We start from the raw sequence: 21,085 nt of genomic DNA on the forward strand, positions 1-21,085 counted from the left end.
CAAGGGTGGAATTCGGCAACGCGTTTCACGTCATCCTTCGTAAATTTATCAGGATGTTACGCCGAATAACAAAAGCGGCTGAAGATCTTTCGACCATCAGCCGCCATCGTGACGAAGATAAGTTTCAAGTTTCTTACCGGCCATCCGGTGTACGCAGACCGAACCACTGGTCACGCACTGCCTGATAGTGCTGCTTGGGATTGTAGCGGGCCACGGTGAGGCCAAGCGATTCCGCATCCAGCCGGCCAACAGATGCGACCAGCTGATACCCGCTGACGATCCTGTTGCGTTGTGCGGTCACCAGATTTGACTGCTGAATGACCAGTTCGCGCTGAGCATCAAGAACGTCGAGTGTCGTACGCTGACCGACGCGCTGTTCTTCAATGACACCCTCAAGGGCAAGCTGCTGTGCCTGAACGGCAGCCTGCGCCGCGACAATGGAGGCTTCCGCGGCCTGATAGTTGCCCCAGGCGGAAATGACATTGGCGCGAATCTGATCGCGCGCCACATCCAGCTGCAACCGGGTCTGGCCCAGTTCTTCCTTGGCCTGACGTACGCGGGATGACACGCCACCACCCTGATAAAGCGGGATGCTGACGTTGCCGAAGATCTGCGCGTTGTCGCTGTAGTCGGTCAAACCGGACGGGTTCCACGATCTGGAGACACTGCCGTCCAGTGTCACAGTCGGCAGAAGCTCACCTTCAATCGTCTTGATGTTGAAGATTGCCGCATCGACCAGATGCTGAGCCTGACGGATCAGCGGCTGGTGCGTTTCGCTCAGTTGCATCGCATCTTCGATGGATTTCGGAACAAAACGGCTGATCGACGTGTCGGCTGAAAGACTGCGCGCTTCAACACCAATCACCTGACGGTAGATGGCACGGCTGGTGTTCAGATTGGCCATCGCCGTGTTGAGGCTGGCGCGCGCTTCGGAAGCACGGGCTTCCGCCTGGCTCACATCCGTCCGCGTGCCCTCGCCTACATCGAACCTGTCACGTGCTGCTCTGACCTGTTCCTGAAGGAAGGCAAGGTCGCTGCGCTGCAAAGACACCAGAGCGGTGTCCCTGATCACATCCACATAGGATGTGGCGGCATCGAGCAGCGTGTCCTGTTCCGTCGACATGAGGCTTTCGCGCTGAGCACGCACGACAGCTTCGGCCTGACGGGTCGAGTTGATCGTCCGGAAGCCACGGAACAGGGTCTGACTGATGGTCAGGGAGATCGACGCATTGTTGCGGTAGTCGATCGCCGAGTCGGCCCCTGTTGCGAGACGTCCGGCCGCTGCGGATGCCGTTACGGTCGGCCGCCAGCCGGACAACGCCTGTGGCACGTTTTCATCCACACCACGAAGCTGCGCACGCGCCGCATTCAAGGTGGGGTTATTGGAATAGGCAAGAGCCAGCGCTTCTCTGATCGTTTCCGCACGCGCGGGAGACAAGGAGGCACCGGCTAAAGAGGCCGCGGAAACGCCACCCAACAGTCCTACAGCAATGGTCAAAACTTTTAGAGTTGTACGACCAGACACCCCACACTCCTTCCGGGTCAACCGTCTTGATCCTGTTGAGTAAACTGACGGGTGTTATTCTTCAACCGTTTGAGAGCCGATAATTGCGAATTTCCGCGAGTGCGGCTTAATGGCAACAAGTTTTCGCTGCATGAAGTCCAAATCGGACTTCTAAATCAAAACCCGCCGCCCCCAGCGGGTTTCCAAGTATCCAAGGCGACCTAGCCCCTTTAGAAAACGAACTCATCCGCTTTTGCGAAGCCCGGCAGAACGCTTACGGAGGCATTGAAGCCGAATCGGCTGCTGACTGCCGTGCCAGATTTCTGGTAAAGCTTGGCAACGCCAGCACCACCGCGCCCTTCGATTACAGCCAGACGTCCGGTTGGTTTCAACTGATCTGTCAGGGCCTGCGGCAGCACTTCGACAGCGCCATCAACGAGGATGACATCGTACGGGCCTTCGGACGAATAGCCCGCTGCCAGTGCCCCCTCCACGACCACCGCATTTTCGATGCCGAGATCCACAAGAACCTCGGTCGCGGTCTTGGCCAGATCAGGATTTTCTTCAAGAGCGACAACAGAAGCCGCAAGCTTGGAGACCACCGCTGCGCTGTAGCCGGTTCCAGCGCCAACCACCAGAACGACATCACCTTCGCGGATGTCGGCCAGCTGCACCAGCTTTCCAAAAATATGCGGCTTCATCAGCATGCGGCCCGTGTCAGACGCGCCAACCGGAAGATCCTCATCGATATAGGCGACGGCACGTTTGGATGCCGGTACGAAGCGCTCACGCGGCACCAGTTCCATTGCGTCCAGGATCCGGTGATCGGTCACATCGTTGGTGCGCAGCTGGTTATCCACCATCTTGCGGCGGGACTGATTAAAGTCCGTCATATCGGCCCTCACTTTGACATGCCGGATTACCGGCGCCTCTTGAGAAACGTTCATTAGCGATGCAAAGCCTGCCTGACAAGTATGCGCGCGAGCAGATACCGTGATCGCACAAGGTTTCTGCGGAAAATAGACTGCGACAAAGGGCGTTCTTCAAATCGGTCTCCGGCAACGGTGGAAATCTTTCCGGCGTTGAATTCAGGGCTTGACCAAATCGCGCAACTGTTTGATAAGGCGCGGCACACCACCTAGGGGCCCTGTGGCGGAGTGGTGACGCAGCGGATTGCAAATCCGTGTACACCGGTTCGATTCCGGTCGGGGCCTCCACTTACCTTTCTAGCTCAGATCCTTTTATGTGTATCCCTCTTCTGGGCGATACCGTGGTTTTTTGCTGCCTCGCCGCAAAACGGCTTCTTATTCCAAGAGCTCCGTATTCAGGTATCTCAGCCCGAAAACCGCAGCGGCTGGCCATTCCATAGTATCCTCTTCACCTTCTTTCGGGCTTGACCCGACGCTGTAGTTTCCCGGAAGCTCATTTCATGAAGGAACCGAGTTTCACCATCGGGGTCGAGGAAGAATACCTTCTCGTCGACAAATCGACCCGCAAGCTGGCGAGTTCGCCGCCGCCCGAGCTTTTCAAGGCGTGCGAAAGCGCCCTTGAAGGACGCGTCAGTCCTGAATTTCTGAAATGCCAGATAGAGGTCGGTACCCCGGTCTGCTCCAGTCTCCAGGAGGTCCGATCGGAACTCGGGTTACTCCGCAAGACGATTGCGCGCGAGGCAGCGGCGTTCAACCTGGCTCCAATCGCTTCCTCAACCCACCCGTTTGCGGAATGGACGGATCAGCCGCACACAGACAAGGAACGGTACAACGAAATCGCCAAGTCCATGCAAGTTGTGGTCAAACGCATGGTGATCTGCGGCATGCACGTGCATATCGGCATCGAAGATGAGGAATTGCGTATCGAGCTGTTCAACCAGCTTGCCTACTTCCTGCCGCACCTGCTCGCGCTCAGTACATCGTCGCCCTTCTGGCGCGGCCGGAACACCGGCCTGAAGTCCTATCGATTGTCTGTTTTCAACGAGATGCCGCGAACCGGTCTGCCTCCGCGTTTCAACAGCTATTTCGATTACCTGCACACGGTTGATATTCTCGTTCGGGCCGGTGCCATTGAGGACGCCACAAAGATCTGGTGGGACCTGCGCCCTTCCGACCGGTTTCCAACGCTGGAAATGCGCATCACCGATGTCTGCCCGCGGCTGGATGACGCGCTGGCAATTGCAGCAACCTTCAGGTGCCTATGCCGCATGCTTTACAGGCTGCGCCGCGTCAATCAGGGGTGGCGGCAATATTCGCGGTTTCTGCTCGCGGAAAACCGTTGGCAAGCACAGAGGCACGGGAGCACTGCCAGGTTGATCGATTTCGGTCTGAACGAAACGGCGGCTTTCGCTGACATGATCGAGGAACTGATCGAACTTATCCAACCCGACGCCGTTCATTTCGGCTGCGAAGCCGATGTTGCGCATCTGCGGGAAATCGTCACCAGCGGAACATCCGCCGAACGCCAACTCAACCTGGCCGGAGACATTCCCGAAGACGGGCAGATCCCTCAGGAAACCCTCGAACGGGTTGTCGATCAACTGATTTTGGAAACCCAACAAGGACTTTGACGGGTGAAAACCCGTCGGCTGGTCATAAAGCGGTGGTAGCCGGATTATCGTGGCGGTGTGCCATGGGCGCCTGTGTGAAAAAAATCTGATGATCCGGTCAGCACAAAGGCGAATTCGTCAATTTCCTCTATCACCGCGGCGGCAGAGCGCGACAGGCCAGATCGGGGGCGCATGCCCCGCTGTGCCTTGATCAGCGCTTGCCGGGCAAGCGCAAGCTGAACCAGCAGAGCCTCGCGTTCGGCGTCCAGTAGGGGTGAATGACGGTCGCTTTTCGGCATGGGGTGTCCTTGTGCGCAATGTTCTTCTTTTGTTCTTTTTTCTACTAATCTACGAACCTGTCAATCCGCCCAAGGTTGCTTTGTCCTGCGCTGTACCCGCCTCCCTTGCACTCAATTGGTTATCGACCTGACTGGCTTTCCTATAAATGCTTGAAAGAGCGAGCACCTTACGCTTAACAACGACACGCCCTTTCCGAACCGACTTCGAGGACGTTCCTGCGGCAGCACATGTCGGGAACCGTCTGTACTTTTGATCTTTCAACCGGCTAGATGACTGAACAAAGAGCTGAACGGCCAACCTGCCAACTGCAAGAGGCACATTCGATGGAACACGGCGGGGATTTGACCCTTGCGATTGAGCGTTTTGGCGGAACGCGTGACGACTGGCTGGATTTGTCGACAGGGATCAATCCCTACAGCTACCCCCTGCCGGATGACCTGCCGTCTTCTGCCTGGACAGCCCTCCCTGCGCGTGGCGCAGAGGAACATCTGATTGCAGCAGCCCGGCATGCCTACCGTATTCCGGACCATCTTGGCGTCATCGCCGCACCAGGGACGCAGATCCTCTTGTCACTGCTGCCGACGATCCTTCCGGACGGCCCGGTGGTCTTGGCCACTCCAACCTACACCAGCCACAAAGATGCATGGACGCGCGAAGGCCGCGCACCAATTGAAGTGTCCAGCGTCTACTCCCTGCCGGCCGATGCGAAGATCGTTGTTCTCGTCAACCCGAACAATCCGGATGGACGCCTGATAGATGTCAAAAGCCTGATCGAGATCGCGCAGACACTCAGTGCCCGCGGTGGTTATCTGGTGGTGGACGAAGCCTTTGCCGATGTCGTTCCGGGAGCCAGCCTGCTGCCACACATCGGTGCGGAAAACGTCGTGGTGTTGCGGTCATTCGGCAAATTCTTCGGTCTTGCCGGTTTGCGTATCGGCTTTCTCGCCGGCGAAAAAACCGCCATCTCCACCATGTCCGGTCTGCTGAACAGCTGGTGCCTCAGTGGGCCGGCTCTGGAAATCGGTGCCAGAGCATTGCGAGACAGTGCCTGGCAGGAGCGGATCACCCGGCGGTTGATCGAGGACATGGCGGACCTCACGGTCGCGCTTTCAGAGGCAGGTCTCAGCGTATTCGGCGGCACACCTCTTTACGCGCTTGCAGGTCTGCGCAATCCGAAAGCCCTGCATGAAGCCCTCGCCCGCAGGCAGATCTGGACACGGATATTCGACTACGCCCCAACCTGGATCCGCTTTGGTCTTCCCGGCGGCCAGGAAAACATGAAACGTCTGACTGACGCTCTTGCCGAAGCGCTACAAGAGGTCTGACGGACTGGAATGATTCTCTACGACCACGCTCTCTGGCTTCTTCTCGCCGCGCTGTTGCTGGACGCATTGATCGGCGATCCTGACTGGATGTGGCAACGTCTGCCGCATCCGGTCGTGTGGATCGGCAAACTGATCGGCCTGTTCGACCGTCATTTCAACAAGACGGAATACGCGCCCGGAACGCGCAAACTGGGCGGTGTGCTGACACTGTTGGTTCTGCTGGCAGGCGCCGGACTTGCCGGCGTTGTTATCGAGGCGGTTGCCAAGTGGCTGCCTTACGGCAGAGTTCTGGAGGCCGTCGTGGCTGCGGTTTTCATCGCGCAGAACAGTCTTTACCGTCATGTCGCCGCTGTCAGGGATGGATTGTTGAAGGACGGTTTGGAGGGTGGCCGGAAAGCGGTTTCCATGATCGTTGGCCGCGACCCCAACCGGCTGGACGAGGCCGGCGTTTCACGGGCTGCCATAGAATCCTGCGCCGAGAACTATTCTGACGGCATCGTGGCACCCGTCTTCTGGTTCGCGGTGCTCGGCCTTCCCGGATTGATCGCCTACAAGGCGGTGAACACCGCCGACAGCATGATCGGCCACAAGAACGAGGTCTACGTCGACTTCGGCTGGGCGGCTGCCCGGTTCGACGATCTCGTCAACCTGCCAGCGTCCCGTCTGGCGGGGCTGTTTATCGCCCTGTGCGCTCCCTTGTCCCGAGGTTCGGTGCGCAAGAGTATTGCCTGCATTCTGGATGATGCCCGCAAGCACCGCTCGCCAAACGCCGGCTGGCCGGAAGCCGCCATGGCCGGCGCTTTGAACTTGGCCCTAGCAGGACCGCGGGTCTATCCGGGGTACACGGTCAATGACCGGTATCTGAATGCAAACGGCCGCAAGGATGCAAAGGCAGAAGATATCACGCGTGCCTTGAGGATCCTGATCGGCTGCTTCGCGCTCGAGGCATTGCTGATCGCGTTTCTGGCGCTATTGCTGGCCTTCTAGATCACGCTTTTTCATCTGCCCGGCGTGCAATCCTCAGGATGGCCTCGACATCGATGACGTGGTCCAGATGATGTGCAAGATCGTCCAGAATCCGGTCGATGTCCTGATCGTAGCTGAGGTCGGACCCGGCACCGAAGGCATTCAGGTAAGCGGCCCGGAAGGCATCGTCGGTGAACAGGCCGTGAATATAGGTTCCGGATACACGGCCATCCGCAGAGACCGCACCGTCGGACCGACCATCATCGAGACGCATCATGGGATTGGCGCAGTCTGGCCCGGACGTACGGCCGACATGAATTTCGTATCCGGTGACAGGGGCTCCGCTGGGAATATGGGTCCCGCGGGCGGCAACGGTCGATTTTTCTGCCGTCAGGATGGTCTCGACATCGAGATAGCCGAGACCTTCCGCCGTCCCGGGAGATCCCTCGATACCCTCCGGATCGGAAATGGTCTTGCCCAGCATCTGGTAGCCGCCACAAATGCCCAGAATATGCCCGCCACGCCGGTGGTGCGCCTTGAGATCTATGTCCCATCCCTGCTTGCGGAAGAAGGCAAGATCGCCGACCGTTGACTTCGACCCGGGCAGAAGCACGACGTCGGCATCCCCCGGCAAGGGAGTGCCGGGCTGAACAAGCTCAAGTGTTACGCCCGGTTCAAGCCGGAGCGGATCCAGGTCATCGAAGTTGGCGATCCGGGAGATCACAGGCACGACGATCTTCAGACCGCCTTCGCCAAATCCGTCCGCCAGACCAAGCGCATCTTCCGCCGGCAGTTTCGCCGCATCGGCAAACCACGGCACAACGCCAAGCCCGTGCCATCCGGTGCGCCTTTCGATTTCCCGCAAGCCCTCATCGAAGAGACTTGGGTCACCCCGAAACCGGTTGATAAAAAAGCCCTTGATACGCTGACGTTCGTCCTCTTCTAGAACTGCGCAAGTTCCCACGACCGAGGCGATAACCCCGCCGCGATCGATGTCCGCACACAGGATCACCGGCAGATCCGCCGCTTCGGCAAACCCCATGTTGGCGATATCACCTGATCGGAGATTGATTTCCGCAGGACTGCCGGCCCCTTCGACGATAACCAGATCAGAACCTGATGCGTTTATCGAAAAACTCTCCAGAACCTTCGGTAATAATACGACTTTCTGCTTTCCATACTCCCGTGCCCGCATCGTGCCACGGCGCTTGCCCTGAACGATTACCTGGGCACCTGTATCAGTTTCGGGCTTCAACAAAACCGGGTTCATGTGGACGCTCAAGGGAACCCGGCAGCCCATGGCTTGCAACGCCTGAGCCCTGCCGATTTCACCGCCGTCGGCTGTCACGGCAGCGTTGTTCGACATGTTCTGCGGCTTGAAGGGTCGAACGGCGAGTCCACGGTTGGCGAACAGGCGGCACAGACCGGCAACGATCAGACTTTTGCCGACGTTCGAACCCGTACCCTGGATCATGATCGCCGGGACCTTTCCGGCAGACGTCTGTTCAACCATGCAATGTCAGTCTTTGCCGAAAGGAGGCGCGCCGTAGGGCCGGAACTCGGAGGGTATCGGAAGGTTGGCAAGCCGCAGTTCAAGCATAAGGCGAACCGTCGGACGCACGGCGAAGAGGACAGATCCTATAACGAACAACCAGGTGCCAGCATACATCAGGCTGTCGTAGAAAAAGAAGATGCTACCGACAAGAAACGTAATGGCAGCCAGGAATTCGACAACGGTTCGATAAAGTTCGTATTTCCGAACCACTTCCACATGCGCCTGCGAGGCCGTGCGAAGACTATGATCGAATAGCTTGCTCATCCTCGATCCCCTTTGATTGCCTCTGGGTTTCGCGCTCCGAAGACCCGGTTCAAAACTCGATGCCTTCCTGCGGCTTCACACCAGACCGGAACGGATGCTTTATCTGGGTCATGTCAGTCACGAGATCGGCGATATCGATCAGTTCGTCCTTGGCGTTGCGCCCGGTGATGACGACGTGAACGTCCTCAGGTTTTTCGTTCTTCAGGAAGTCAACCACTTCGGCAATGTCCAGATAGTCGTAACGCAGGACGATGTTGAGCTCGTCGCAAAGGATGAGACGATATTCACCGGACGTGATCATCTCCTTGGCGGCTTGCCAGGCTTCGTTCGCCGCATCAATATCCCGCTGCCGATCCTGGGTTTCCCAGGTAAACCCCTCTCCCATCCGCTTGATCGTGACGAGGTCGGAGAAGCGCTCCAGAGCCATGCGCTCGCCGGTCTCGATGCGTCCCTTGACGAATTGAACCACACCCACCTTGTGACCGTGACCCAGCGAGCGGAATACCATGCCGAAACCGGCTGTCGACTTGCCCTTGCCCTTGCCGGTGTGGACGATCAGCAAGCCCTTCTCGATTGTCTTGGTCGCCATGATCTTGTCACGCGCGGCCTTTTTCTTGCGCATCTTCTCGGCGTGGCGGGCATTGAGTTCTTCTTCGGTCAGTTCCGGCTTGTCCTTGTCGGCGGTCACGATGCGTCCGTCCCTTCCAGTCTTGTTTTCAAATCATTGAGTGCAGCATGGGTCGAATTGCGCCGCGGCGTCCAGAGGCCGCGTTCGATTGCTTCCAGAAACCGGTCCAGCATTTCATTTAGCCCAGCCGGATTGGCGTCCTTGAGGAAGTCCAGGACAGTGTCGTTGTCCAGATAGGCATCATAAAGCTGGTCAAAATGGTGATCGCCGACAGCCCGGGTCGTTGCGGCAAAGGCAAACAGATAGTCCAGCGTCGCGACCATCTCGAAAGCGCCCTTGTAGCCATGACGCATGACGCCCGCGATCCACTTCGGATTTGCCGCTCGCCCGCGCACGACGCGGCCGATTTCCTCCGACAATGTGCGCACGACCGGACGCTCGGGGCGCGAATGGTCGTTGTGGTAGACCGTGGGCGCGTTGCCTTTCAGCGCCTCGACCGTAGCCGCCAATCCACCCTCGAACTGATAATAGTCGTCGCTGTCGAGGAGATCGTGTTCACGGTTGTCCTGATTGTGCAGAACGGCGTCGATGGTTTTCAGCCTGGTTTCGAGATCATGCCTCGCGACCGTGCCGTCGGCGCCGCCACCATAGGCGTATCCACCCCAGGTCAGGAAGGCATCGGCAAAATCCGCGCGTTCTTCCCAGAGCTTCTCGTCGATCAATGCCTGAAGGCCTGCACCATAGGCACCCGGTTTTGAACCAAAGACGCGGAACCCGGCACGGCGTTCGGCTTCTGCCTTGTCCAGCCCCTCTGCCTGAAGCCTGGCACTTTCCGATCGCATCCGGGTTGCAATGGGGTTGGCTTCGTCCGGTTCCTCCAGCGCGCCGACCGCACGGGCGGCACTGTCAAAAAGATCCATCTGGTGGGGAAAGGCATCGCGGAAAAACCCGGAAACGCGCAAGGTAACATCAACACGCGGACGTCCGAGTTCCGAAAGCTTCAGGATTTCGAACCCGGTGACCCGGCCCGAGCCCTGCTCCCACACCGGCCGCGCGCCGATCAGAGCCAATGCCTGGGCGATGTCATCGCCGCCGGTCCGCATGTTGGCTGTGCCCCAGCATGTCAGGACCAGCGATTTCGGCCATTCGCCCTCTTCCTGGAAATACCGTTCGGCAACGAGTGACGCGGATTGCCAGCCGAGCCGCCACGCGGTTTCGGTCGGAACAGCGCGCACATCAACGGAATAGAAATTCCGGCCTGTGGGTAGCACATCCGGACGCCCCCGAGAGGGGGCACCCGACGGTCCAGGAGCTACGAAGCCGCCGGCGAGGGACGTCAGCACTGCAGCCGTTTCGGCATCGCCGGAGCCGGTTACAGCCGGACGCAGGACCGCGTTGAGATCGTCCAGAACAGCAAGCGTTGAGTGCCAACTCTCAGGCACCTCACGGTTCCCTGCAACGATCTCCCGGGCAAACACCTCGATACGCTCGACTGTGTCACCCTGTGACCGCCAGGGTGTCTCCAGGACATTTGCCAGGACGTCCGGCTGACCGTGGTTCCAGGGTGCGGCGAAATCGCAGTCCAGAGGATCGAACCCTTCAAAACCGAGATCCGCTGCGATGGCCCGTTGAAGGCTCTGCTCGCCCGGCTTGGTGCCGCGTGGCACCCTTGCCAGAGCAACGAGCAGATCAGTCAGAAGATCGCCCGAGGGACTTTCACCCAGAATATGTAGCCCGTCCCGGATCTGCAGTTCCTTCAAGTCGCACAAATGAGCGTCCAGACGCGCCAGGCGAGTTTCCTCGTCCATAGCGTCGGTGATGCCGATATCCTTGTCCAAACCGTGCCGTGCAGCAGCGTCCAGGATATCTCGCGTCAAAGCCTTCAGGCGGCGCGGATCGACGCCGCTTGCCAGATAATATTCATCCAGCAGAGTTTCCAGTTCTTCGGCGACGCCATGGCTCTCCGCCCGCGCCAAAGGTGGTGTGAGGTGATCAACGATGACAGCCGACGTGCGCCGTTTGGCTTGCGCGCCCTCGCCCGGGTCATTGACGATGAATGGATAGATGTTTGGAACCGGGCCCAGAACCGCTTCCGGGAAACAGTTTTCAGCCAGTGCCAGCGCCTTGCCGGGCAGCCATTCCAGATTACCGTGCTTTCCGAGGTGAATGACGGCATCGACGGTGAAATGCTTCCGCAGCCAGATGTAAAAGGCGAAATAGTGGTGCGGCGGGACCAGCGCCGGATCGTGATAGGTTTCCTTCGGATCAATGTTGTAGCCACGGGCCGGCTGAATGCCGACCACCTGATTGCCGAACCGGTGCAGCGCCAACCGGAAATGGCCGTCCGTTATGTGAGGGTCGTCCGATGGTGCGCCCCAGCGCTCAGCTACGGCCGTCCGCACGGCGTCAGGCAATCTGTTGAACGAAGCCTCATAGTCTTCAAGTGACAGCGACTGATAGCCAGACTTGCCAGACCGGCTTTCCAACGCATTGGTTACGCCGGACGTCAGAATATCCATCAGGTCGGCGGAGGTTTGCGGAACGCTGCCAGTGTCGTAGCCGGCTCCAGCCATTGCCTTCAGAAGGTGAACGCAAGACGCTGGTGTATCAAGCCCGACGCCATTGGCAAGACGCCCGTCCCGGTTCGGATAATTTGCAAGAATAAGCGCGGATTTCTTGGTTGCTGCGGGCTTCCGTCCAAGTTTCGCCCAGGCAGCCGCAAGCTCCGCCGTAAACCTGATCCGGTCAGGCACAGGCACGAAGGCGACCGGCGTAGATTGCGTAGCCTCGTCGAAGATACCTTCTTCCTTGAACGAAACCGCCCGCGTCAAGATCCGGCCATCGATCTCCGGCAACACGACATGCATGGCCAGGTCTCGAATCGACAGCCCCTGATCGCTTTCTTCCCAGCCTTCTTTGGAAGACGACGAGAAGACGACCTGCAGCACAGGTTTGCCCGGTCGGTCCAGCGGTGTCGGCTGATGGGCCGCACCCGCTTTGGAAACGGCAAAGGCCGTGCCGTTCAGCACGACATCAGGCGGTGCCGCATCGAACAGACTTTCCAGGATGGCGACAGACTCGGTTTCCTTCAGGCTGGACACAAAGACCGGCAGCGCATTCACACCGGCCTTGTCGAGCGCATCGATCAGTGCATCCAGAGGAGCAGTCTGCGCACCTTGAACCAGCGCACGATAAAAGGTGATCGCGCCGACTGGTCTCAAGGGGTCTCGCCAGCGAGCCTTCAGATCTGCAAGGTCGGGAGAGGCCTTCCCGGCAAGATAAATCCCTGCACGGGGCAGAGGCACCGGATGCGCGGGCTCATCTCCCTTACCGATCAGGTGTGCTGCATATCTCAGTGCGTTGGCGTAATTTTCCGCTCCGCCTTCCACACAGTAACGCCAGAACCGGTGCACCTCTAACGAAGATCTGGTGGAGCGAGACGTGAGATCTTCGTCCCACTTGTCGTCGCCCGGAACGACAATCAGATCGATGCCGTTGGCACGGACTTCCTCTTCGAACCTCTCCAGGCCGTAACGCCAGTATTCGACGCCGCCCAGAATTCGCAGGACGATCAGCCGGGACCCACGCACGGTCTGTTCGGCATAAAGATCGACTGAATAGGGATGCGACAGCGCCATCAGGTTGGCAAGCCGAAGCTCTGCACGGTCCGCGCCAAGTCGGCCTTGCGCTGCGGCAAAGCTGCCCAGTTCGGTGTCGGCAGCGGACAGAAACAGAATGTCCGCCGGAGACTGGCCGAGATCGACCGCGTCTCCACCGTCATCGATCCGGCGTGTCTGGCTGGCAAGAATGTGCATGCTTGGTCTTTATTTCCGGCTTCTATCCAGCGTGTGTCAGGCAGCAGCCGTCAATTCGCCCAACAGACCACGGACCGCAGCCAGATCCAGTCCCTTCAGACCGATTACGACAAGCCTTCCGTTGCTTTCGGTTCCGGCTGCAAACCAGGTTTCGACGCGTGGGCCAACCGCCTGCACCATTGCGGGCGCTGCCTTGCCTTCGATCTTCACGGCGCCCTTGATGCGCAAGACGCCTTTTTGCGCCATGGCCTCCAGAACCTTTGCCTCTGCCTCCTTCAAGCTGCCGAAGGACGAGACTGTCAAAACGTGGCTTTCAAAATCGTCATGGTGGTGATGATCGTGATGATGGTCGTCATGATGATGATCATCATCGTGATCGTGATCGTGATCGTGATCGTGGTCGTGATGGTCATCATGGTGGTGATGATGTTCGTGACGGTCAGCCATGTCATCCTCTGCGGCAGACCCTCTGCCCAGCAGAACTTCAATAGGCAGCGTGCCTTTTTCGGATGTCACCACGTGGACCGCCGGCCGGACATCGGCGGCGATCTTTGCCTGCACCTGCTTCAAGGCGTCCTCCGAGACCAGATCGGCCTTGTTGAGTACAACAAGATCAGCGCAACGCAGTTGGTCGTGGAAGAGCTCCTCAACCGGGCTGTCATGATCAAGAGCTTCGTCAGCAGCACGCTGCGCGGCGAGAGCCTCTTCATCAAGCGCGATCCGGCCTTCAGCAAGCGCGGCAGCGTCCAACACTGTCACCACGCCATCAACCGTCACCTTGGGCTTCACGCTCGGCCAGGAGAACGCCCGCACGAGAGGCTGCGGCAGCGCAAGACCGGACGTTTCGATGACAATATGCTCAGGCGGATTGTCCCGCGCGAGCAGCATTTCCATGGTCGGGAGGAAGTCATCTGCAACGGTGCAGCAAATACAGCCATTGGTCAGTTCGACGACTTCTTCTGCGGCGCAATCGGGGTCCGCGCATCCGTTGACCAGTGACCCGTCGAACCCCATGTCTCCAAATTCGTTGACGATCAACGCAATCCGTTTGCCATTGGCGTTGGTCAGCAAGTTGCGGATCAACGTGGTTTTGCCTGCGCCCAGAAACCCGGTGACAATCGTTGCCGGAATTTTCGCGCCAGGCTGCAAGGAAGAAGTTGTCATAGTTTGATATCCGGTTGTGAAGTGGGTTTCAAAAGCATCGGAAGGCCCGCAGCGACGAAAACGACCTGGTGGCACTCTTGCGCCATATCCTGGTTCAACCGCCCCTGCGCATCGCGGAACGACCTTGAAAGTCGGTTCTCCGGCACGATCCCCATCCCGACTTCGTTGGAAACGAAAACGCACGGTCCTTGCAGATCCTTCAGGACCGAGCAAAGCCGCGCCGTTTCCACAGGGATGTCCTTGTCTGCAAACAGGAGGTTGGACAGCCACAAGGTCAGGCAGTCAACAAGGACCACCCGGTCTTGCCTGCATTCGTTTTCAAGCACGGAGGCCAGATCAAGCTGCTCTTCCACGGTGTGCCAATACGGGCCGCGCTGATCTTTGTGAGCTGCAATCCGGCTGGCCATTTCATCGTCGTGAGCAGCGCCAGTAGCAACATAGATTTTCTGCAGACCAGTTTCATCGACGAGTTTTTCCGCAAACCGGCTTTTGCCGGAGCGGGCACCGCCGAGGACCAGAATTGTCCTCTCGCCAGTTGAATGCGTCATTCCTTCTCCCAGCCGTCCGCCCGACAGCGCTAAAGGGTTGCCATTGCGACGGCCGGTCTCCTGGCTTGCGGCTCAGCGCGGACTGTACCCCTTCCCGGCCTCTTCAGGACGCCAGTGGTTTTCGTACAGCCACTCACCGCTCACAGTTGCGGGGGCAGCTCCGGACCCGGACTTGAAAAGCCCTCACCGGATTCCCGTTTCATCCGGATCGGGCAAGGCCTTTTCCGGAACCGTCAGTTTCTTCCTAAACGGATCTTGAAGCCGACACAAGCAGCAGAAGGACTCGGTCACTTGCCGTGATGATCTGGCATATCTGCCCACACAAACGCCGTCTTGAACCAAAGTCCGGAAATGACACCGCTCAATCGCACTGCAAGAGAGTTGTCAGACAGTACGGAACGTAGGGTATTCCAAGTGCGACAGTCGGTCTAGCGATCTGAAATATATTGAGTTTTCCACACGGAGCTGAAAAAAATGACGGCACGATGAAAAAAACGGCTTCGGGGGCTTGGCAAACGGATCAAGCCTTTGATATACGCATCTCCATCGACGGGGCGGCAACGCGCTGGCCCCGAGCGTGGTGATCCCCAGTAGCTCAGTTGGTAGAGCAAGCGACTGTTAATCGCTGGGTCGCTGGTTCGAGTCCGGCCTGGGGAGCCATCACCACCTCCTAACTTCCGAAAATCATTAGCTTTCAAGGGCTTCCGTTTCCTCAGAGGTACACCGTGCGGTACACCCAGAGGTACAACGGCATGTTGATTGACGTGAAATATCTCCAGAAGCGTGGCAAGTCCGCTTGGCGATATCGCCGCAAAGTGGCAAAGCATCTCCGAGACACACTCCAGAAAACCGAGTTCGTTGTTCCCCTTGGAAGCAGCGAAGCTGAAGCCATACGAGCCTACCCGAGGGTCCATGCAAAGGTGGAACTCGACATCCTGACCGCAGAAAGAGGGCTTCAGAGAACAAGCCCATCCTCACCCTTGGAACGTTATCAGGAAGCTCAGACCACGGTCACGGAGTGGGGCTTTGATCCCAAAACCACCGCATGGGACACTGAATATGATCCAGAAGGTCTCGCTCGCGAGGCGATGATCGAAACCATCGAAAGGCGATATCGGACAGATGACGAGGGCTATCCCGTCGACGTCTCTCCGGATGACACTGAACTCTTGCGGATACTCGCTGGCGGCGCAAAAGCAAAACCACCCAAGCCGACCCTTGAAGACGCTCGCAAACAGTACCTGAAGGACATCGTTGGCGAGAACAGGAAGCGGATCGTACAGCTGGAGAGGGTCTTCAAATTGATGACCGAGGTCCTGCCCGCCTTGACCCCACTAACAGACATCACCCGTCAGCAAGCTCGTGAAGTCAGAGATCACATGCTCGATGGTAGATCAGCTGCCTCCGTCCAGAGATATCTGAACGTTGTCCGAGCGATGATCAACCACGCGAACACTGAGTTTGAGATCGTTCCGGCCAAGAATCCCTTCATGCGCCTATCTGTCGAGAAGGCTGACAAACCAGACCTCAAGCTCAACAAGCGGAAACCCTTTTCCGAAACTCAATTGGAAGCGGTGCGGACTCGCGTCCTCAGCATGGCGAGAGATGACCTAAAGCTGATCTGGCGCCTGCTCGAAGCAACGGGATGTCGCATCAGCGAGATAACTGGCCTTCGTCGCAGTGACATCGCGCTAGATGGCCCGATACCGCATATCCGCGTTGAGTGGCATGAGAACCGGAGAATCAAGACCGAGGCTTCTCACCGCTTGGTACCATTGCTTGGTGACGCCATCGAGGCAGCCAGGGAAGCGCTATCACTCAGCAACGGGGAAATGGTGTTTCCGGCATACGGGCGTGAAGGTGGCGGCGATTCAGCTTCTGCGGCTCTGGGAAAGCATGTGAGAGCTTGCATAGAGGACAGGAAGGTGACCACGCACTCGCTACGACACCGCATCAAGACACTGACCCTTCGAGCTGGTGTACCGAGAGACGAGCGCCGTATCTTGCTGGGACATACTCAGGGTGGCGGCAGCGAGGAGGTGTATGACGACGAACCCACCCGCCTTGTCGCCGCGAGACGAGCTCTCCTTGCCGCCTACAAAGAAGCAGATAAGTTGAGACCGTCCGCCCTCGACCAACCTGACTGAGAACGCAAGCCCGACATCGGAACAGATAGATGCTCTCAAGTGTTGCGTTTTTGCAACAGAACGATTGATCTTCGTCACCGACGAGGTCCCGCCCGAACCTGTGAAGTCCAGCAGGGAGATCGCGGAGAGGATGTACAGACCTGGGAGATGGTTTACGCCCATGTCTGCCGGGACATACGACGGATGTTCGATGACCTCGGAGAGTCAGAAACCAAATTTGGATCCTGCTACACGGCAGGCACCGGCAAGCGGTACACCGAGTACCTGCTCCCCAAGGATCTCACCTTGACGCTGGTCTCCGGGTACTCCATTCCGCTGCGCCACAAGATCATCTCCCGATGGCAGGAGCTGGAGACTCAGCTGTCGGTAACGGCCTTACCCGACTTCTCCGATCCGGCAGCCGCAGCCCACGCATGGGCCACCCAATATGAGCAGACCCAAATCGCCCAGCAGCAGGTCCAGCAGCGCCTCCCGGCAGCGAGGGTCGGAGAGCTGGCGGTCTTTCACAATCGAAGGATCACCGAGGTAGCCCACAGGTTGCAGGGGGTGAACAGCAGGATGACCCAGAAGGATCTCTCAGGTTCCAATCAGGTCATGTCCGAAGCGGCCTGTCGTTGCCCCTCAAGCCCACCTTCGGCTGATCGACAAAGGCCTTCGGTCCACCTGAGGTGCCCCCATGGTTGAAGGGGACTGCTTGGGAGCAGGTGTCCCCTTTTCCCTCGGTGGCACCTTCAGAGACACATCAGGTCCGCTTTGGATGCCCTTTGCAGGTGCTCCTTCAGATGATGGTCCTCCTCCACCAGGAGGAACCATTCCCCATTGGTGTCACCATAGGAAGGCTATGGATCCCCTTAGAACCACCGGAAGGGTTCATCAGGTACACCTAAGGTGCCACCATAGTGGACCCTATGGGTTCCCCTTAGGGGATATACCTTCAGGGAGCCACTGTAGTTGCCCCCCTTACCCCCCATGAAATCAGGATAAGGAGGGAGTGTCTGATCTTCAGTCCAGCCACCGCAGTGCCCCCAACAACGTCTATGTTGTCTGTTGCGCAACTAATTGGGTGACCTCAGGGTTTCCTTGGATTTCCTGGCGGGAGGGCCTCAGCTGGAACAGCTCCATCGAGAGAAGCCAATAGCAGACTCACTGAGGGCCTTCTGGGCTCTTTCTGGTGGTTTCTTGCTTGCCACCCCTCAAACGTCTCTCAGTGGACTCCTCAGGACTCCTGAGAGTCATTCCTGGGTGGCGAGTGCCCTGTAGACCGTCGCCTTCGACAAACCCGTCTTGGACATGATCTGGGGCACGGTGAAGTCCTCCTCCTCACGCATCGTCCTGATGGAGGCGATCACGTCAGGGGTGAGTGCAGGCTTGCGACCGAACTTGGTGCCCTTGGCCTTCGCCTTGGCGATGCCGTCCATCTGACGTTCCTTGCGGATGTTGGTCTCGAACTCGGCGAACACGGCCAGCATACCCAGAAAGGCCTTCCCTGCAGCGTCCCGTGTGTCGATGGACTGATCGAGGACCCTAAGGGTCACCCCTTTGTCCTCAAGCTCACGGACGACCCTGAGGAGATCCTCTGCGCTGCGGGCCAGACGGTCGATCCGGGAGATCACCATAGTGTCCCCTTCACGCAGGTACTCAAGGCATTGCTTCAGCGCTGGACGGTTGGCATCAACACCGGACTTCTTCTCTTCGAAGAGCTTATCGACACCGGCTGCTTCAAGCTTCTCCTTCTGTACGTCCAAGGACTGTCCAAGGGTGGACACACGGGCATACCCTACCAAAGCCATTCTCAAAACTCCTTAGATAAAACGAGAATACACTTATGAGACATGAAAAGAGACACGTCAAGAGCCTGACTCAGAACCTATAGAATTTGAGACCTCCCTCCCTCAGTTGAGCTCAATAAAAATTCTAGTTATTGGAGTGGTGTAATTATTAGAATCGTTTCGTCGTGAGTGAGAAATTGAGTAACGTTGTACAACGTAGGACGCAGATTTGGCGGCAGCTCAAGAGGGACCTTCCCTCTACTTTCTTAGCTGTGCATTCTCTGGACCACCCCCTACTCTTACGAGCTCCAGACCTCCTTGTGGGAGGGGAAGGTGTATCAACAGCGTTCTACCTTCCTACAAACCGAGAGCAGCGTTCGTCAGCCCATCTGAGAGCTCGTTTCATCTTAAGTCGATTAGCCCTCCCCAAGCACACCCGACACGTACTTCTTTATGATAGGGAACTGCGAGATACGACTGGCGAAGCATTGGGAAATCATTTCGCAACGCAGCTCGACTGGCGCTCCTTGCAGGACACCCTGAAAATTTCTCAAGACCATAATTATTTTGGTGAGCAATTACCGATCCCCTCCGAAATTGAAATGATAGTCCGCCGAAGATTCAGCGACATTTTTTTAACAGCTAAAGCTTTAGAGCACTCTAGAGGCAAATCGTTCTACGTAGAAAAAGAGGCACGCATCCGCCAACGAAATAGGAAAACAGTAAAAATTATAGACACTCGTAACCACAAAGGTGTTCGCAGGTACTATTTCGACAAAAAATACCTAGAAATCAGTTCTATAAATAAGATTATAACAAGTAATACAAATGAGGACTTCACCCTTGATCAAAGCATACCGTACTATAAACCAAGTGAGCCATATGAGTTCGCGCTAGCCGACCTCAACCCCTTCTTTAGCGACCCTGACAAGTTGGGCAGAGCAGCAGCATTTGCTGGTTGGGCGATATTGAGCAGCGAGTTTGAACAGAATGAGGCCTCGATTATTAAGCACTTGCAGAAAAGACGTCGCCTTAGCCTCAGATTTTCTGGTTATGGAGACGAAAACTATGAGTAGACGCAAGCGTCACGAAACGATGAGAGCACTTGTTTTGGGAGCGTTTTCTGCAAGCTCTGCACAGGTATCAAATAATATCGACACGGAGCTTATTGAGTTAGGTCGAGTTGGTAGAGTTGAGCCTCGAAGAAGACGCCATTTACTCCAGAGTATGCACTCACTTAGAGCACTCGAGAGCGCTATCAAAGAAGTTCTCAGAGCAAACGGAGTTCCGCCAGGACACTCCTTAGGTACGCTTCTTCGTCAACTCAATCAGCTTCCAGCAAACCACCGATCCCACCTCAATCGTCAAGCTAAAGCTCGATTCCACAGCGGTATTAGATCTTATAGAAACAAGATAATGCACCAAGCAAATTTCTATCCTGCAGGAGCTCATGAATGTGAGCAGATGCTTGCCGACATCGAGACGTGCTTTTCGTTGGTGGTTAAGTGAACGTTCAAACAAAAATAGGTTTAGAAGGCTTGGTAGGGCCCCGCCGGGGGAACCTTGCCTGAGCTTCTAGTTTGATTGCTCGCTCAGAAATTTGCACCAAACATTCCGGCCCCCTACCCGTCCTCGGTGAAGAAGTCCTCGTCCAGCCGCTGGATCCGGACGATCTGCTGTGAGCGGGTGCCGACGCCGTGTTCGATCATCAGGTCGGCGAGCCTGTTGCCGTCGATCAGGATGACTCTCTGGGGCAGATTGTGCGCATACTCAACGGCTCCTCTTGAGAAGCCCGAGGTGGTCACGAAGACGCCCTTGGTCGCTCCCAGCCCCACCAGAGAGCCCACGAAACCCTGCACCTCTGGGCGACCGATGGAGTTCCCCTCGGCGTACCGCTTCGCCTGGACATAGATCCTGTCGAGCCCCAGCCGGTCCTCGTTGATGACACCGTCGACACCGCCATCGCCTGACCGTCCGAGCTGTTCGGCCGCGTTCTTGTGAGAGCCGCCGTAGCCCATGGCGACCAGAAGGTCGACGATCAGCTTTTCGAAGAAGACTGGTGAGTTCTCCCGGATGCGGTCCAGAAGGTCTGCCCTGAGGGCCGCATTGAGCGATCGGTACGCCTGCTCGATCTGCTCTTCCGGTGTGGCGGAACTACCCTCCGCTTCTCCTTGGTCCATAGCGTCCTGACTAGCACCACTGCTTCCCGACTTGCTGCTCTCATAGAATTCGACAAACTCGGGGATCTGCATCAGTGTATGGGTGTCGAGACGTTCCGGGTTGCTCGCGAGAAACCGCCTGCCAGCCTCGGAGGCAATGAAGCGGCCACGGGCGGGGCTGTCGATCAGACCGGCCTTGCTCATGTAGAACTTCGCCCAGTGGACCCTGTTGTGCAACACCCGCTGACGGCCGCTGGGGAGCAGCTCCTCCCGCTCTTCCTCCGACAGCCCAAGATCATTGGCGATCCTGTCAGCGAGATCAGGAACACGTTGCTCGCGCTCGGCAGCGTTGCGGAGCACGGGAAGCATCAGGGATTGGTAATCAGGAATGGCCATCCGCGC

The 21,085-nt window shown here is 57.5% G+C and carries 17 protein-coding genes, 2 tRNA genes and 1 riboswitch; of the genes, 8 read left to right on the forward strand and 11 right to left on the reverse strand.

Features of this window, described 5'->3' with window-relative positions:
- Positions 1-133 precede the first annotated feature (133 nt).
- Positions 134-1,438, reverse strand: coding sequence for a TolC family outer membrane protein (locus V1T76_RS17295; protein ID WP_330561887.1), 1,305 nt, complete (start codon positions 1,436-1,438; stop codon positions 134-136).
- 296 nt (positions 1,439-1,734) lie between these two features.
- A complete protein-coding gene (locus V1T76_RS17300; protein ID WP_330561888.1) occupies positions 1,735-2,397 on the reverse strand; it encodes a protein-L-isoaspartate O-methyltransferase family protein in 663 nt (220 codons plus the stop codon).
- Positions 2,398-2,647: 250 nt separating this feature from the next.
- Here V1T76_RS17300 and V1T76_RS17305 point away from each other — a divergent pair.
- Both V1T76_RS17305 and V1T76_RS17310 read left to right on the forward strand, forming a co-directional pair.
- Positions 2,648-2,721: transfer RNA gene (locus V1T76_RS17305), tRNA-Cys, on the forward strand.
- 212 nt (positions 2,722-2,933) lie between these two features.
- On the forward strand, positions 2,934-4,064 hold the full coding sequence (locus V1T76_RS17310; RefSeq protein ID WP_330561889.1) for a carboxylate-amine ligase: 1,131 nt from the start codon (positions 2,934-2,936) through the stop codon (positions 4,062-4,064).
- 44 nt (positions 4,065-4,108) lie between these two features.
- Here V1T76_RS17310 and V1T76_RS17315 read toward each other — a convergent pair whose 3' ends face one another.
- Positions 4,109-4,342 carry a hypothetical protein gene (locus V1T76_RS17315; RefSeq protein ID WP_330561890.1) on the reverse strand — a complete coding sequence of 78 codons (234 nt, stop codon included), beginning with the start codon at positions 4,340-4,342 and terminating at the stop codon, positions 4,109-4,111.
- Positions 4,343-4,666: 324 nt separating this feature from the next.
- Between V1T76_RS17315 and cobD the strand changes: the two genes are divergently transcribed.
- The gene (gene cobD, locus V1T76_RS17320; protein WP_330561891.1) at positions 4,667-5,668 is read left to right on the forward strand and encodes a threonine-phosphate decarboxylase CobD; all 1,002 of its coding nucleotides are present in this window, start codon (positions 4,667-4,669) and stop codon (positions 5,666-5,668) included.
- Between the two features lie 9 nt (positions 5,669-5,677).
- The gene (gene cbiB / locus V1T76_RS17325; protein ID WP_330561892.1) at positions 5,678-6,655 is read left to right on the forward strand and encodes an adenosylcobinamide-phosphate synthase CbiB; all 978 of its coding nucleotides are present in this window, start codon (positions 5,678-5,680) and stop codon (positions 6,653-6,655) included.
- 1 nt (position 6,656) lies between these two features.
- On the opposite strand, the gene V1T76_RS17330 is transcribed toward cbiB, so the two are convergent.
- Genes V1T76_RS17330 through cobU form a run of 6 tightly spaced genes read right to left on the reverse strand, consistent with a single transcriptional unit; the run spans position 6,657 to position 14,608 of the window.
- Positions 6,657-8,147, reverse strand: coding sequence for a cobyric acid synthase (locus tag V1T76_RS17330; RefSeq protein WP_330561893.1), 1,491 nt, complete (start codon positions 8,145-8,147; stop codon positions 6,657-6,659).
- Between the two features lie 6 nt (positions 8,148-8,153).
- Positions 8,154-8,453, reverse strand: coding sequence for a YrhK family protein (locus V1T76_RS17335; RefSeq protein WP_330561894.1), 300 nt, complete (start codon positions 8,451-8,453; stop codon positions 8,154-8,156).
- 49 nt (positions 8,454-8,502) lie between these two features.
- A complete protein-coding gene (cobO, locus tag V1T76_RS17340; RefSeq protein ID WP_330561895.1) occupies positions 8,503-9,141 on the reverse strand; it encodes a cob(I)yrinic acid a,c-diamide adenosyltransferase in 639 nt (212 codons plus the stop codon).
- On the reverse strand, positions 9,138-12,896 hold the full coding sequence (cobN, locus tag V1T76_RS17345) for a cobaltochelatase subunit CobN (protein ID WP_330561896.1): 3,759 nt from the start codon (positions 12,894-12,896) through the stop codon (positions 9,138-9,140). The genes cobO and cobN overlap by 4 nt, the downstream gene beginning before the upstream one ends.
- Positions 12,897-12,932: 36 nt before the next feature.
- A complete protein-coding gene (cobW, locus tag V1T76_RS17350; RefSeq protein ID WP_330561897.1) occupies positions 12,933-14,060 on the reverse strand; it encodes a cobalamin biosynthesis protein CobW in 1,128 nt (375 codons plus the stop codon).
- The gene (gene cobU / locus V1T76_RS17355; RefSeq protein WP_330561898.1) at positions 14,057-14,608 is read right to left on the reverse strand and encodes a bifunctional adenosylcobinamide kinase/adenosylcobinamide-phosphate guanylyltransferase; all 552 of its coding nucleotides are present in this window, start codon (positions 14,606-14,608) and stop codon (positions 14,057-14,059) included. Before cobU ends, cobW begins: the two co-directional genes overlap by 4 nt.
- A gap of 33 nt (positions 14,609-14,641) precedes the next feature.
- A riboswitch (cobalamin riboswitch) is annotated at positions 14,642-14,858 on the reverse strand.
- 334 nt (positions 14,859-15,192) lie between these two features.
- Between cobU and V1T76_RS17360 the strand changes: the two genes are divergently transcribed.
- The 3 genes from V1T76_RS17360 to V1T76_RS17370 all read left to right on the forward strand — a co-directional run bounded on the left by V1T76_RS17360 (position 15,193) and on the right by V1T76_RS17370 (position 17,439).
- A tRNA-Asn gene (locus V1T76_RS17360) sits at positions 15,193-15,268 on the forward strand.
- A gap of 92 nt (positions 15,269-15,360) precedes the next feature.
- Entirely contained in the window at positions 15,361-16,755 is a 1,395-nt protein-coding gene (locus tag V1T76_RS17365; RefSeq protein WP_330561899.1) for a tyrosine-type recombinase/integrase, read from the forward strand.
- 183 nt (positions 16,756-16,938) lie between these two features.
- Positions 16,939-17,439 carry a hypothetical protein gene (locus tag V1T76_RS17370; RefSeq protein ID WP_330561900.1) on the forward strand — a complete coding sequence of 167 codons (501 nt, stop codon included), beginning with the start codon at positions 16,939-16,941 and terminating at the stop codon, positions 17,437-17,439.
- Positions 17,440-17,987: 548 nt separating this feature from the next.
- On the opposite strand, the gene V1T76_RS17375 is transcribed toward V1T76_RS17370, so the two are convergent.
- On the reverse strand, positions 17,988-18,545 hold the full coding sequence (locus tag V1T76_RS17375) for a recombinase family protein (protein WP_330561901.1): 558 nt from the start codon (positions 18,543-18,545) through the stop codon (positions 17,988-17,990).
- Between the two features lie 467 nt (positions 18,546-19,012).
- Here V1T76_RS17375 and V1T76_RS17380 point away from each other — a divergent pair, with 467 nt between their 5' ends.
- Positions 19,013-19,600 (forward strand): hypothetical protein, encoded by a 588-nt coding sequence (locus V1T76_RS17380; protein WP_330561902.1) that lies wholly within the window; start codon positions 19,013-19,015, stop codon positions 19,598-19,600.
- Between the two features lie 546 nt (positions 19,601-20,146).
- On the opposite strand, the gene V1T76_RS17385 is transcribed toward V1T76_RS17380, so the two are convergent.
- Entirely contained in the window at positions 20,147-21,079 is a 933-nt protein-coding gene (locus V1T76_RS17385) for a restriction endonuclease (RefSeq protein WP_330561903.1), read from the reverse strand.
- Positions 21,080-21,085 lie beyond the last annotated feature (6 nt).

It is taken from the genome of Roseibium sp. FZY0029, assembly GCF_036350355.1.
In the GTDB taxonomy this organism is placed as follows: Bacteria; Pseudomonadota; Alphaproteobacteria; order Rhizobiales; family Stappiaceae; genus Roseibium.

Bases quoted from the DNA above. Each gene is read 5' to 3' on its own strand.
- V1T76_RS17375 (WP_330561901.1), bottom strand. From the start codon at position 18,545: ATGGCTTTGGTAGGGTATGCCCGTGTGTCCACCCTTGGACAGTCCTTG.
- V1T76_RS17330 (WP_330561893.1), bottom strand. From the start codon at position 8,147: ATGGTTGAACAGACGTCTGCCGGAAAGGTCCCGGCGATCATGATCCAG.
- V1T76_RS17335 (WP_330561894.1), bottom strand. From the start codon at position 8,453: ATGAGCAAGCTATTCGATCATAGTCTTCGCACGGCCTCGCAGGCGCAT.
- cobW (WP_330561897.1), bottom strand. From the start codon at position 14,060: ATGACAACTTCTTCCTTGCAGCCTGGCGCGAAAATTCCGGCAACGATT.
- V1T76_RS17365 (WP_330561899.1), top strand. From the start codon at position 15,361: ATGTTGATTGACGTGAAATATCTCCAGAAGCGTGGCAAGTCCGCTTGG.
- V1T76_RS17385 (WP_330561903.1), bottom strand. From the start codon at position 21,079: ATGGCCATTCCTGATTACCAATCCCTGATGCTTCCCGTGCTCCGCAAC.
- V1T76_RS17315 (WP_330561890.1), bottom strand. From the start codon at position 4,342: ATGCCGAAAAGCGACCGTCATTCACCCCTACTGGACGCCGAACGCGAG.
- V1T76_RS17310 (WP_330561889.1), top strand. From the start codon at position 2,934: ATGAAGGAACCGAGTTTCACCATCGGGGTCGAGGAAGAATACCTTCTC.
- V1T76_RS17300 (WP_330561888.1), bottom strand. From the start codon at position 2,397: ATGACGGACTTTAATCAGTCCCGCCGCAAGATGGTGGATAACCAGCTG.
- cbiB (WP_330561892.1), top strand. From the start codon at position 5,678: ATGATTCTCTACGACCACGCTCTCTGGCTTCTTCTCGCCGCGCTGTTG.
- V1T76_RS17370 (WP_330561900.1), top strand. From the start codon at position 16,939: ATGTTCGATGACCTCGGAGAGTCAGAAACCAAATTTGGATCCTGCTAC.
- cobD (WP_330561891.1), top strand. From the start codon at position 4,667: ATGGAACACGGCGGGGATTTGACCCTTGCGATTGAGCGTTTTGGCGGA.
- cobU (WP_330561898.1), bottom strand. From the start codon at position 14,608: ATGACGCATTCAACTGGCGAGAGGACAATTCTGGTCCTCGGCGGTGCC.
- cobN (WP_330561896.1), bottom strand. From the start codon at position 12,896: ATGCACATTCTTGCCAGCCAGACACGCCGGATCGATGACGGTGGAGAC.